This window comes from Enterococcus sp. E5-162, assembly GCF_035725965.1.
In the GTDB taxonomy this organism is placed as follows: Bacteria; Bacillota; Bacilli; order Lactobacillales; family Enterococcaceae; genus Enterococcus_B; species Enterococcus_B lactis.
In genome coordinates, this window is sequence record NZ_JAPRFV010000001.1 from 283,810 (window position 1) to 296,901 (window position 13,092).

Annotated in this window: 10 protein-coding genes; 6 read left to right on the top strand and 4 right to left on the bottom strand. The window is 37.0% G+C overall.

Annotation, left to right across the window (positions count from 1 at the left end):
* Positions 1–18 precede the first annotated feature (18 nt).
* Together OZZ83_RS01380 and OZZ83_RS01385 are read right to left on the bottom strand one after the other, a co-directional pair.
* Positions 19–1,359, bottom strand: a complete 1,341-nt coding sequence (locus OZZ83_RS01380) for a sensor histidine kinase (protein WP_002345105.1) — start codon at positions 1,357–1,359, stop codon at positions 19–21.
* A gap of 4 nt (positions 1,360–1,363) precedes the next feature.
* A complete protein-coding gene (locus OZZ83_RS01385; RefSeq protein WP_002309252.1) occupies positions 1,364–2,038 on the bottom strand; it encodes a response regulator transcription factor in 675 nt (224 codons plus the stop codon).
* Between the two features lie 221 nt (positions 2,039–2,259).
* Here OZZ83_RS01385 and OZZ83_RS01390 point away from each other — a divergent pair, with 221 nt between their 5' ends.
* From OZZ83_RS01390 to OZZ83_RS01400, 3 genes are read left to right on the top strand one after another with little or no spacing between them, the layout of a single operon-like run.
* Positions 2,260–3,333, top strand: a complete 1,074-nt coding sequence (locus OZZ83_RS01390) for an ABC transporter permease (RefSeq protein ID WP_002313755.1) — start codon at positions 2,260–2,262, stop codon at positions 3,331–3,333.
* A 5-nt stretch (positions 3,334–3,338) separates the two neighbouring features.
* The gene (locus OZZ83_RS01395; protein WP_002286060.1) at positions 3,339–4,025 is read left to right on the top strand and encodes an ABC transporter ATP-binding protein; all 687 of its coding nucleotides are present in this window, start codon (positions 3,339–3,341) and stop codon (positions 4,023–4,025) included.
* A 7-nt stretch (positions 4,026–4,032) separates the two neighbouring features.
* Positions 4,033–4,680: a TetR/AcrR family transcriptional regulator gene (locus OZZ83_RS01400; protein WP_002309256.1), complete on the top strand. Its 648-nt coding sequence runs from the start codon at positions 4,033–4,035 to the stop codon at positions 4,678–4,680.
* 75 nt (positions 4,681–4,755) lie between these two features.
* Here OZZ83_RS01400 and OZZ83_RS01405 read toward each other — a convergent pair whose 3' ends face one another.
* Together OZZ83_RS01405 and OZZ83_RS01410 are read right to left on the bottom strand one after the other, a co-directional pair.
* Positions 4,756–5,541, bottom strand: coding sequence for a hypothetical protein (locus tag OZZ83_RS01405; RefSeq protein WP_029745052.1), 786 nt, complete (start codon positions 5,539–5,541; stop codon positions 4,756–4,758).
* A 108-nt stretch (positions 5,542–5,649) separates the two neighbouring features.
* Positions 5,650–6,180, bottom strand: a complete 531-nt coding sequence (locus OZZ83_RS01410) for a helix-turn-helix domain-containing protein (protein ID WP_278023294.1) — start codon at positions 6,178–6,180, stop codon at positions 5,650–5,652.
* A gap of 223 nt (positions 6,181–6,403) precedes the next feature.
* Between OZZ83_RS01410 and OZZ83_RS01415 the strand changes: the two genes are divergently transcribed.
* Genes OZZ83_RS01415 through OZZ83_RS01425 form a run of 3 tightly spaced genes read left to right on the top strand, consistent with a single transcriptional unit; the run spans position 6,404 to position 13,090 of the window.
* A complete protein-coding gene (locus OZZ83_RS01415) occupies positions 6,404–9,793 on the top strand; it encodes a SpaA isopeptide-forming pilin-related protein (protein ID WP_278023293.1) in 3,390 nt (1,129 codons plus the stop codon).
* A 1-nt stretch (position 9,794) separates the two neighbouring features.
* Entirely contained in the window at positions 9,795–11,216 is a 1,422-nt protein-coding gene (locus OZZ83_RS01420; RefSeq protein WP_278023292.1) for a SpaH/EbpB family LPXTG-anchored major pilin, read from the top strand.
* Positions 11,213–13,090 carry a SpaH/EbpB family LPXTG-anchored major pilin gene (locus tag OZZ83_RS01425; protein WP_325066002.1) on the top strand — a complete coding sequence of 626 codons (1,878 nt, stop codon included), beginning with the start codon at positions 11,213–11,215 and terminating at the stop codon, positions 13,088–13,090. The genes OZZ83_RS01420 and OZZ83_RS01425 overlap by 4 nt, the downstream gene beginning before the upstream one ends.
* Positions 13,091–13,092: the final 2 nt, after the last annotated feature.

Sequence of the window (13,092 nt, forward strand, 5' to 3'; positions counted from 1 at the left end):
ATGTTTTAGAGTTAAGCATTATTTTTTAGGCTTCAACGGTAATTGGACTTTAAAATCAACTCCTTGTGGAAGATAATTGGATACAGAAATTTGTCCGTGGTGCTGTTCGATTATCTGTTTTGCAATCGCCAATCCAAGTCCGTAACCGCCAGTTTCCTTCGCACGAGATTGATCTTCCCGATAAAATCGATCAAAGATTCTTACTTGATCTTCTTCACTGATAGAAGGGCCAGTATTCTTTACGTGAATCAGCCATTCTTTATGGTTAACAGACGAATCTAAAATAATTTTATCTTTTGGATTCGTATATTTTAAGGCATTATCTAGCAAAATAACCAAAACTTGATGGATCTTTTTTTCGTCAATTGGTACTTCTGATGTTGCCTCGTTATGAAGGATAAACTCCTTTCCGTCTATGGTGGCCATCTCTTGAAATGGTTTAACAAGGTTTTCGATATATTCCTGTGTATTGATCATTTGTTTTGAAAGTAGCTGCTGATCAGAATCATTTCGGGCAATCGTCAGCAGATCTGAAGTCAATCCAGTGAGCCGTCTCGTCTCTGACAATGCTTGAGCAATACTTTCAGATTCCTCAATGATGGTATGATCAGGTTTGGTAAATAGATGTTCCAAACTATTTTGAATAATCGTTAACGGTGTACGTAATTCATGAGAAGCATTTTCGACAAATTCTTTTTGTCTTCTCCAAGAAAGAATGATAGGGCGCATGCTTAGACTAGACAAGTAATAACTAATGCCAATTGAGATAAGCCAGAAAACAACCATACACAAAATCATAATTGTGCGAAAAGTTGCTAATGAATTTTTGATTTGATTTGTATTTTCTAAAATTTGGATATAGGCAACACCAACTTGATTCGTCTCTGCTTTTTTCGTTATCGAGCGGAAGGAGAGGGTAGACGAGTCGTTTTCTTCATTTAATTCAATATTTTGGATGGTATTCAGATTTTTTGTATCCATTTTTAATTCTTTGATCTGATTGAAGCGTCCACCAATAGCTGCCTTATTCAATATCTCACCATTTTCAGACCACAAGATCACTTGAGTGTTAAATCGGTCATTTGATGGTTCCATCAATGGTTGTTCCATGTTTGTTCTGTTTTGTTCCATTTGATTCGGGTTCAAAAAGGGATCACCTTGCTGATACCTTTGTATCTCTAATTGTACTGTCCGAGAATCAAAATCTGTTTTCTCTAATGAAAGATCCGTTTCTCTATACGCAGATTGGTTCAATATCTGTAAAGTAATGAACCCCAGAAGAAAAAAGATCAAAGCAAATGCAGCTACATTCGTTATAAAAAAACGGCTACGTTGCTTACGCGTAATATCTCCATTCATTGCATCACACCCCTTGCAATATATAACCAACATTACGTAAAGTTTTGATTTCTTTATCTAGTCCAGTACTGCGTAGATGTTTCCGTAAATTGCTCATGTAAACTTCAACAACTGTAATCGTCGTATCAGAATCAAATCCCCAGATCCGATCAAATATCTGCTCTTTTGTCAAAATGATTCCTTTATTTTGTAAAAAATAAACGAGTAATTCAAACTCTTTTCCTTGTATGGGCAAAACTTGTTCTTTGTACAATACTTCATTACTTTTTAGATCACAACTGATATCCTTATACTTCAGAATGTTTTCATCAAAGAGACCAAGCGATCGTTTCAATAATGCTTTCACGCGCATGATCAATTCTTCTCGATAGAACGGTTTTGTCAGATAATCATCTGCACCACGTTCAAATCCTTCAATCTTATCTTCCAAACTATCTTTTGCTGTCAAAATCAATACAGGAGTCTGTATTTTTTCTTTCCGTAACTTTGCTAGGACTTCATAACCATTCATTTCCGGCATCATCAAATCCAAGATTGCAAGGTCATAAACACCGCTTTCCAACTCAAACAGTCCTTCACTACCGTTATAAACTTGTGTTATCTCGCCAATTGTTGTGAGTATTTCTTTTATATTATTGGATAATACCTTATCGTCTTCTATTACTAACAGTTTAATCATTTTCCCACCTCATTCATTTGGTCACTTTAGTTTATCATGGAAAGCATAAATAAGACTTAAATAAATTTTTTATGACTCATGTTAAGGTTTTATCGAAAGATGTCTTAGACAATTTATTGATAAGAAAAAAACAACATAAGTGACAAAATGTCACTTTGAAGTTACACTATTCAACGAGTGACATTTTGTCACTATCAATCTATCATAGGGAGGAAAAACAAATGTTTCTAGCTATCAAAGAAATTCGCTATTCTAAATTACGATATGGCTTGATCGTCGGTATTATGTTCTTGATTGCGTATGTCGTATTCATGTTGTCAGGACTAGCGAATGGACTTTCAGAAGAGTTTAAAAAAGCAATCGATGATTGGGACGCACAAGAGATTGTTTTGTCGGAGGATGCAAATCAAGTATTTGCAGCTTCACAATTAACAAGAGGAGATCTGAAATACATTGAAGGAGGAGAGAAAGCACCAATCGGATTGTACAGCGGAGCAATCAAAGGAAAAAATAAAGAAAATGTTACAGTTTTCGGCACAACGAAAGAAGCATTTTTATTACCAAAACTCACGAAAGGGCATGAATTTAAAACAAAGAATGAAATCATCATCTCTCAAAATCTGGCTGATTCAGGCTATAAAATTGGAGATACGATCAAAATTGGCAGTTACGACGATCCTTTGACGATTGTCGGTATCTTTCCTGAAACTTATTACACAGTTTCTCCCGTCATCTATGCATCCCTAGATACGTGGACTGCTTTGAAGTATGGAAAACAGCCGTTTGCTTCTGAAGAAGAACAGCCGATCAATGGGATCGTAATAAAGGATTCAGCTAAAATTTCGAAAGAAAAAACATCGAAGGATCTACAGTTATTAACTATTGGGACATTCATTGAAAGTATTCCTGGCTATTCTGCCCAAAATATGACCTTAAATGCGATGATATACTTTTTGTTCTTAGTGGTTGCTGCCGTGGTCGGTATTTTCATGTACGTGATGACACTTCAGAAGACTGCTATTTTTGGAGTAATGAAAGCACAAGGGATTAAAAATTTCTTCATCGCTAAATCTTTAGTAGCACAGTCCTTTATTGTTGGGGTGGTAGGCGTTCTGCTTGCTCTTTTGTTTGCTTATTTGGCTAGTCTGATTTTACCAAGCGCGATGCCTTTTGCTGTTTTTTGGTCACAATGGTTGCTATATAGTGGGATTTTGATCATTGTCGCAATGCTAGGCGGATTGTTTTCGATACGTACGATAACCAAAGTAGACCCAATTACAGCAATAGGAGGTTAATAAAAATGAAAAAAATATTAACGATGAAAAAAGTTACCAAAACATTTGGTTCTGGTCATACAAAGGTCTCAGCTTTGAAAGCAATTGATTTTTATGTAAAGGAAGGAGAATTCGTCAGCATCATTGGTCCTTCCGGTTCAGGTAAAAGTACTTTCCTTACCATTTCAGGAGGATTGCAAACACCGACTTCCGGAGAAATAGTGATCAACGGTCACTCTCTAACTGAGCTTCCAGAAAAAAAACGAGCAGATTTACGCTTTAAAGAAATTGGATTTATTCTCCAAAGCTCTAATTTGATTCCTTTTTTAACGGTAAAGGAACAATTTGAACTAGTTGACCAAGTTACTTCAAAAAAAGAAGATTCAACAAAAATCGATTCCTTGCTGCAATCTTTAGATATCCAGTCACTTAAAAATAGTTATCCTAAAGACCTTTCTGGTGGAGAAAGACAGAGAGTGGCAATTGCTCGCGCTTTATATAATGAGCCAAGCTTGATCTTAGCAGACGAACCAACAGCTAGTTTGGATACAGATCATGCATATGAAGTCGTCAAATTACTAGTTAAAGAAGCTCATGAGAAACAAAAAGCGACTATTATGGTTACTCATGATGTCCGTATGATTCAATGGAGTGATCGCGTTTATCGAATGGAAGATGGGTACTTGACAGAAGAAGAGAAAAAGAAGGAATGAATCCTTCATGACAATGAAGGGCTATCCACGCATAATCAGAGATAAAGGAGAGATGTGGATGCCAAAAGAAACTTTTTTCAATTTATCGAACGCAAAGAAACAGAGAATCGATGACCTATTACTGGAGATATTTTGCTCACAGCACATCAGCCAAGTCAAAGTCTCAGAGATTGTTGACAAGATGGGGATGTCGCGCGGTGCTTTTTATAAATATTTTCAAGATTTGGAAGATGCTTATTTGTATACGATCAAAAGCAGTTCTCACATAGTCCATCAAGATATCTTAAAATTCATTAGCGAAAACAAACAACATTTCTTTTTGGGGATCGAAAAATATTTAGAGGGGTGCTGCGACTTAGATCACGAAAGTATCTATTGGCAAAGGTTATACTTGTTAACCCAGCGAAATGATCAGCAGACAACCAAACGTAGAGAACTATCGGCTGATTCTCCAATGAACAAAAAATGGCTGGAATTATTAAGAATCAATCATTTCTCCATTCAATCGTCGGAAGAAGCAGTTAGTTTCCTATACTTTTCCATGTCCCTCGTAATGAACACATTGACGGATCTCATTGCAAATAATTGGACAAAAGAAGAGTTGTTAAAAGACTTTCGCTATAAATCTCGTTGGATTGCTGAAGGTATACAATAAAAAGAAACAGCTATGTCTATTTGTCCTGATATTTTTATCAGGATAGTAGAGTATACATAGCTGTTTTTTGATTGTTTATAGTTCAAATAAGCGGATCAGTTCTTCTTCATTTGCGAATGACACACTATCATCAATCAACATATAAGGAACATGGGTATTCGGAATTGGTTGATTCGTGACGATCAGGTCATACTCAAGAAGATTGTACTTCGAAAGTTGATCTTCAGTGATAGCAGTTGTTTCAGAGTGAATCTTATGCACAGCAAGAACATCACTGACATATTTTTCAATGTATCGACTATGTCGAAGACTTAAATCACTGACGATTAGTATTTTTTTATCTGAAGTATAATGGTGTATTTCAGGATTACCGATAAGCATCCAAAATATATAGCTAGATAAATAACAAATCAAATTTCGATTCAGTAGGGTGGAATAAAATTGAAGTTCTGCACGAAATCCAGCATATAGACGTATATGGCGATGTTGCATCTGTTCTGCAAAGTAAGTGGCGCGAATCGTCAAATGAGTCGTGTCGTATGGGAAGATACGTGAGAAAAAATAAATTTGAGTTAAGAGTCGAACAACAAATTCTTCGTTTTTTTCTTTGCAATCAGCAGATGAAAATGAACAGTAGGATATATTTCTTCGTATTTGTTCACTGATTTCATTTTTTTCTTTCTCCGAAAATTCCGAAAAAATCGTATTGACAAAATAGTTCACTACTTTTATATAGCTGCTGTACTTCAATTTCCCTAAAAGATTTTTCAAGATCAAAAAGTCTTTTTTATCGATATTTATCAACTGTACATAAGAGTCTCCAGCTTTCCATTCGAATGGATTTCCTTGTGATTCCCGCATAAGATGCACAACAAAATACATAATAAAGAAAGATTGCTCATAAGGACTTTCTTCCTGAAACAAATTCAACTGACAATTATTCTTGACCATAATTTCTTTGATCTTCTTTTATTCGATTGGAAATGGCAACGTGCGTCTTCCGTAGTAACTTAAAAAGAAAAAGGTGACAAAGATACGCAGCTGGAGCTCACTTTTCAGGCTAGTCAACTGAAACCCTTGATCGACGATTACTTTTAATAAATAGCTTTCTAAAATTTGATTGCATTGTTTCAACTTACGCGTAAAAGAAGAACGACTAATCGAGATTTTTTCACAATAATACTCGATCATTTTGCCCGGATTGACAATGATTTCATTTAATAGACGACTATTTGTAGAACTTTGTGACATTTCCATCAGAACATTTAAATAAGCTGGTACATTCAAATGTTCAAGACGATACCCCAATTTTTGTGAAGATTGAATCGTTATATCCGTTCCCCAGCGGATTTTGATCTCTTCGATATACCTTACAAATGTAGATTCTGAACTACCAATTCGTTTGGCAAGTTCTTTTTTAGTCATCCACTTGTCAGAAATGGACAGAATTCGAATGATTTTTTCCATCTTTCTATAGTTTCCTTCCAACAACCTGATCATATGTTTTTCTCCCTCAACCCTTTTCTTTCAATGAAACGCTCAATAATCGAAGGAATCAACTTCATAAATGAACCCAATTGGTATGAAAATTGGTGTGATTCCCTTTAGCGCCCTTCGTATAATAATTATCATATTAAAATAAATAAAATTATGTAACGCCTGTTTATTTTAATAATTTTCACTATTCACGTCAAAACAGAAAAAAAGAAAAAGGAGGGGAAAAATGACGACCACAGGGAAGAAGCTGAAAGTTGTTTTTGTGCTGATATTATTGAGTTTATCGAACATCCTGCCTGTAACTGCAATAGCAGAAGCTGCAGATAATCCAACAATGTTAGAAATCATTTCAGCTGAAATCACTTCAGATCAATCTGGGAAAAAAGCACTGAACGTCAAACTAAATGCGAATAACAACAGTACAAAAAAGGTAGAGAAGGAAATTGGTCTAGTTGAGAATTACTTAAGTGATGTGGAAAGAAAGGAAGGAGATGGCTATGCTTATCAGGTAAAAAGCGGGAAAACCATGCTGGAAATCTCACCAAATACTAAACAAACGATCAATCTAAGTCTTCCAATCGATCCAACACTTTATCATAGCCAGACAAATAAGCTGATCGTCGATAATAAAGAGTATGACATTACTGATGCGAAAGAACACAAGAAAGAGACAGAAGTGTCAACATCAAATACAGACGAAACAAAAGAAGGAGTATCAGAAGAAAATGAAAATTCTGTCAGCCCCTTTACATTGCCTAGATTGTCTTTGCCGGCTGTGACTGTTTCAACTAACCAGACGATTTCTACAGAGTATACGACAGATGATCAAGGCACTTATCCTAAAGCCAATTGGCAACCTACAGGAAATACAAATGTTCTTGATCACCAAGGTAATAAAAATGGATCAAATCAATGGGATGGGATAAATTCTTGGGATGGAGATCCTAATGATCGGACTCATTCGTATATCGAATACGGGGGAACAGGCAATCAAGCAGACTATGCGATACGTAAGTTTGCAAAGGAGACAACTACACCTGGATTATTTGATGTTTATTTAAATGCCCGTGGAAATGTACAAAAAGATATCACACCTCTTGATCTCGTATTGGTCGTAGACTGGTCAGGAAGTATGAACGACAATGATCGGATCGGTGAAGTAAAAATCGGTGTCGATCGTTTTGTCGATACTTTAGCAGATAGCGGTATCACAGACAAAATCAATATGGGATATGTCGGCTACTCCAGCGAAGGCCATAATTATAGTAATGGTACTGTACAGATGGGTTCATTTGATTCAGTAAAAAATCAAGTAAAATCCATCACACCTTCATGGACAAATGGCGGTACTTTTACACAAAAAGGACTAAGAGATGCAGGAGACATGCTATCCGTTCCAAATGGACATAAAAAAGTGATCGTTTTGCTGACGGATGGTGTACCAACATTTTCCTATAAAGTACAGCGGGTACACGCACAATCAAGCAGCAATTATTACGGAACTCAGTTTTCTAATACGCAAGATCGGCCGGGAAATACTTCTCTAATCTCAAGAATCTATGATGCACCTGACCAAAACAATCTATCCAGAAGAATCGACAGTACGTTTATCGCAACCATCGGAGAAGCGATGGCACTCAAAGAACGAGGAATCGAAATACATGGTCTTGGCATCCAACTTCAAAGCGATCCGGCAGCTGGTCTCTCAAAAGCAGAAGTAGAGTCTCGTATGCGGAAAATGGTTTCAGCAGACGAAAAAGGAGACCTTTATTACGAATCAGCCGATCATGCAACAGATATCTCTGAATATCTGGCTAAAAAAGCTGTACAGATCTCTGCAACTGTAAGTAATGGACAAATAAATGATCCAATCGCAGAACCATTTATTTATCAACCTGGTACACTTTCAGTCAAAAGCGTGGGAACAAACCCTACAACAGTTACTCCAACTATTTCTATAGACGGAAATACGATCAAGAGCAATCAGATTTATTTAGGAAAAAACCAAGAAATCCAAATTCATTACCAAGTGAGGATCCAGACAGAAAATGAGGACTTCCACCCGAATTTCTGGTATCAAATGAACGGTAGGACGACTTTTCAACCAAGTATTGACACTGACGAACTAGCTGAATTCGGTATACCATCTGCTAAAGCTCCAGGAGTCAATCTTCACATCAAAAAATTATGGGAAGAATTTGACAATAATCCAGCTAATCGTCCAGATCAAGTCACTTTTGAAATCCAACGGAACCATACAACAGATGCTGCAGCTTGGAAAAACGGATATATCCGCATCACTAAACCAACTAAAGATACTGCAAATACGTGGGAACGTGCAGACGTCGAAAAACTGTCTGCAAATAGTGGAGAAAGTTATCAAGAGATACTATCACTGCCTCAATACAATAATCAAGGTCAAGCATTCAGTTACCAAACAATCAAAGAACTTCCTGTACCAGGATATGATTCTCAACAAATAAATGCACTGACATGGAAGAATACTAAACAATTCACACCGTTAGACTTAAAAATAACGAAAAATTCCTCTACAGGAGAAAAGGATCTCATTGGCGCTGTTTTCAAATTAACAGGAGATTCTATTGATACTTTACTAACTGATAATGGTGATGGGACCTATTCTCTTCCGGAAAATGTCAAATTGCAAAAAGAAATGACTTATACACTGACAGAAACAAAAGCTCCAGAAGGACATGAATTAAGCAAAAAGACTACTTGGAAAATCAAGATTGCTTCTAATGGTACGGTAACCGTTGATGGAAAAATAGTCACTACTTCCGATGATACGATTCAGTTGACCATTGAAAATCCTTTTATTGAAATTCCTATAGCAGTACGTAAGTATACGATGCAAGGGACGGGCAAAGAGATGAATCTTAAAGGTGCAGCTTTTGCCCTACAGAAAAAAGAAACAAACGGTGCTTATCAGCCAATGGACAACCAAACAACGAATGAAAAAGGTCTTGCCATTTTTGATTCACTCACACCTGGAGAATATCGAGTCGTTGAGACAGCTGGTCCTGCAGGATATGATACTTCACCGGGAAATTATGAATTCCAAATCGATAAATATGGAAAGATTATTTACACGGGGAAAAACATCGAGACAACGAATGGCATGTGGACGCTTACTCATCAAAATCGATTAAAAGCGTTTGACCTGACAGTACACAAAAAGGAAGACAACGGACAGGCATTAAAAGGAGCCAAATTCAGACTGCAAGGACCAGAAATAGACTTAGAATTGCCAAAAGATGGACAAGAAACGGACACCTTTTTATTCGAAAATTTAAAACCTGGAACTTATAAGCTGACCGAAACCTTTACACCAGGAGGATACCAAGGACTAAAAGATCCAGTTACTATCATCATAAAAGAAGATGGATCGATTCAAGTGGAGGGACAAGATTATGAGTCTGTTCTTTCACCAGGAGCCAAAAACAACCAGATTTCTTTAGACATCACGAATCAGGCAAAAGTACCATTACCTGAAACGGGAGGAATTGGCCGCTTAGGAATCTATCTAGTAGGGATGATTGGTTGTACATTTTCTATTTGGTATCTTTTTTTCAAAAAAGAAAGAGGGGGCAGCTAATATGAAAAAACTTGGTTGGCTTAGTATGTGTCTCTTCTTATTACTATTTAAACCTGTTTTTACTCAGGCAGTAACAGCAACAGAACCAGATATGGTCCAGATCACTTTGCACAAATTACTGTTTCCAAATGGCCAACTACCGGAAAACCAGCCAAGTGATGGACAAGAAAAAGAGTTATTGCAAACGTATCGGGGATTGAATGGAGCCACATTTCAAGTTTATGATGTCACAGAATCTTTTTACCATTTACGAGAAAAGGGGAAAACAGTAGAGGAAACACAAACAGAGATTGCAAAAAACGGTGTGTCTTCTGGCACGTTTATCGCAGAAGCAACGACCGAAACTCTGAACAACGAAGATGGTATTGCTTCTTTTTCTCTACCTGTCAAAGATCATAAAAAAAGAGAGAAAGCGTATCTTTTTATTGAATCCAAAGCACCAGAAGTCGTCAAAGAAAAAGCAGAGAACATGGTAGTTGTTCTACCTGTATATGGACAAAACGATCAAGAACTTTCATCTATCCATTTGTATCCTAAAAATGAAGAAAATAACTACCCTGATCCTCCTTTTGAAAAGGTATTAGAAGAATCGAGGGATGATTTTACGATTGGTGACAAAATCACTTATTCCTTGCACACGACGATCCCTATGAATATCTTAGACTATCAAAAGTTCGTATTATCAGATAGTGCGGATGGAGCATTAACGTTTTTACCTAATAGTCTAACGATTTCATCGAATGGACAAAAGCTATCAGAAGGATTTGTCATACACACGAAACCACACGGATTTGAAATTGCATTTTCGATTCCTTCGCTAGAAAAATATGCTGGAAAAAACCTGAATATTTCTTATCAGATGCAGCTAAACAGTACAGCTCAGGCGAACAAGGAAATCAATAACAACGGAACACTAGATTTTGGTTTTGGTATCAGTACAAAGAAAGTCTCTGTATATACAGGGAGTAAGCAATTTGTCAAAATCGAGACAAATAAACCAAACAAACGATTAGCTGGCGCAGTATTCCTTATTAAAAACAAAGCAGGAAATTACCTCCAGCGAACAGCCAATGGATACAAGTGGACAAGTAACGAATCAGATGCGCTTCACCTGACCTCCGATAAAAATGGCGCTTTTTCCATTATCGGGTTGAGAACAGGAGATTACTGGTTAAAAGAGCTCAAAGCACCATCTGGTTATATTTTAAGTGAAACAGAAATTCCGTTTACCATTTCAACTAGTCTCTCTGAGGATAAAGAGACTGTCGGTAGATTGAAAGTAGTGAACAGAAAAGAAAATAGTCGTCCATTTCTTCCTAAAACAAACGAAACGAAAAACATCCTTCTAGTCGTTGTTGGCATGGTGTTCGCAAGCCTTGCAATATGGTTGTTTATTAAAAAAAGAACAGGAGTGACAAAATGAAAAATCATAAAAAAATAAGCATTATATTAGGCGCACTTTTTCTTATTTTACCATTAATCACAAGTAGCTTCGGTGCAAAAAGAGTGTTTGCGGAGGATACAGCAGCTCAAGTCATTCTCCATAAAAAGAAAATGACTGATTTACCCGATCCTTTGATTCAAAACAGTGGAAAAGAAATGAGCGAATTCGATCAATACCAAGGATTAGCCGATATTTCATTTTCTGTTTATAACGTCACTCCAGAATTTTATGCGCAACGGGAGAAAGGAGCGTCGGTGGATGTAGCAAAACAAGCAGTCCAATCTCTGACTCCTGGTACACCAATTGCATCAGGAACGACAGATGCGGATGGAAATGTGACTTTATCTTTACCTAAAAAACAAAATGGGAAAGATGCAGTCTACACAATCAAAGAAGAACCAAAAGACGGAGTGACAGCTACCACAAACATGGTGCTCGCTTTTCCTGTATATGAGATGATCAAACAAACAGATGGCTCTTATAAATATGGGACAGAAGAATTGGACACTATCCATCTCTATCCTAAAAATATAGTTGGTAATGATGGAACGTTGAAAGTAACCAAAGTCGGTACTGCCGAAAACGAAGCACTAAACGGTGCAGCATTCATTATTTCTAAAGAAGAAGGAACACCAAGCGTCAAAAAATATATCCAAAGCGTCACAGATGGATTGTACACTTGGACAACGGATCAAACGAAAGCCAAACATTTCATTACTGGTCATTCTTATGATATCGGCAACAATGACTTTGCCGAAGCAACGATTGAAAAAGGACAGTTGATCGTCAATCATTTAGAGGTTGGAAAATATAATTTAGAAGAAGTAAAAGCTCCTGATAATGCAGAAATGAATGACAATCAAACAAACACACCGTTTGAGATCTTGGCAAATAGTCAAACACCTGTAGAAAAGACAATCAAAAATGATACGTCCAAAGTCGATAAGACAACTCCACAATTGAATGGAAAAGATGTCGCAATCGGAGAAAAAATCCAATATGAGATCTCTGTTAATATTCCTTTAGGTATCGCTGATAAAGAAGGAACACAAAACAAGTACACGACATTCAAACTCATTGATACTCATGACGCTGCTTTGACATTTGATCATGAAACTTCAGGAACGTATGCGTATGTCTTGTATGATGGGGATAAAGAAATCGATCCAACAAATTATTCTGTCACTGAACAAACAAACGGATTCACGGTTTCAGTTGATCCGAATTATATTCCTTCACTCACTCCTGGTGGTACGCTGAAATTTGTTTACTATATGTATTTGAACGAAAAAGCAGATCCAACAAAAGGGTTTTCTAACCAAGCAAATGTCGATAACGGACATACAAATGATCAAACACCACCGTCAGTCGATGTCGTTACTGGCGGCAAACGATTTGTCAAAGTAGATGGTGATGTTGCATCAGATCAAACACTTGCTGGAGCAGAATTCGTCGTTCGTGATCAAGAGAGTGACACAGCCAACTATTTGTCGATCGACCCATCTACAAAAGCCGTCAACTGGGTTTCGACGAAAGAATCAGCAACAGTTTTTACAACCACAAACAACGGTTTAGTTGATGTGACAGGTCTCAAATACGGCACGTACTATCTGGAAGAAACGAAAGCACCAGAAAATTATGTTCCATTGGCAAACCGCGTAGCATTTACTGTCGATGAACAATCTTACGCAACAGCAGGACAGTTGATTTCTCCTGAAAAAATACCAAATAAACACAAAGGTACACTTCCTTCAACAGGTGGTAAGGGAATCTATCTTTATATTGGTGCAGGAGTGATCCGTCTATTGATTGCTGGATTGTACTTTGCTAGACGCAAGCATAGTCAGATTTAATC

Bases quoted from the DNA above. Each gene is read 5' to 3' on its own strand.
- OZZ83_RS01380 (WP_002345105.1), bottom strand. From the start codon at position 1,359: ATGAATGGAGATATTACGCGTAAGCAACGTAGCCGTTTTTTTATAACG.
- OZZ83_RS01385 (WP_002309252.1), bottom strand. From the start codon at position 2,038: ATGATTAAACTGTTAGTAATAGAAGACGATAAGGTATTATCCAATAAT.
- OZZ83_RS01390 (WP_002313755.1), top strand. From the start codon at position 2,260: ATGTTTCTAGCTATCAAAGAAATTCGCTATTCTAAATTACGATATGGC.
- OZZ83_RS01395 (WP_002286060.1), top strand. From the start codon at position 3,339: ATGAAAAAAATATTAACGATGAAAAAAGTTACCAAAACATTTGGTTCT.
- OZZ83_RS01400 (WP_002309256.1), top strand. From the start codon at position 4,033: ATGACAATGAAGGGCTATCCACGCATAATCAGAGATAAAGGAGAGATG.
- OZZ83_RS01405 (WP_029745052.1), bottom strand. From the start codon at position 5,541: ATGCGGGAATCACAAGGAAATCCATTCGAATGGAAAGCTGGAGACTCT.
- OZZ83_RS01410 (WP_278023294.1), bottom strand. From the start codon at position 6,180: ATGATCAGGTTGTTGGAAGGAAACTATAGAAAGATGGAAAAAATCATT.
- OZZ83_RS01415 (WP_278023293.1), top strand. From the start codon at position 6,404: ATGACGACCACAGGGAAGAAGCTGAAAGTTGTTTTTGTGCTGATATTA.
- OZZ83_RS01420 (WP_278023292.1), top strand. From the start codon at position 9,795: ATGAAAAAACTTGGTTGGCTTAGTATGTGTCTCTTCTTATTACTATTT.
- OZZ83_RS01425 (WP_325066002.1), top strand. From the start codon at position 11,213: ATGAAAAATCATAAAAAAATAAGCATTATATTAGGCGCACTTTTTCTT.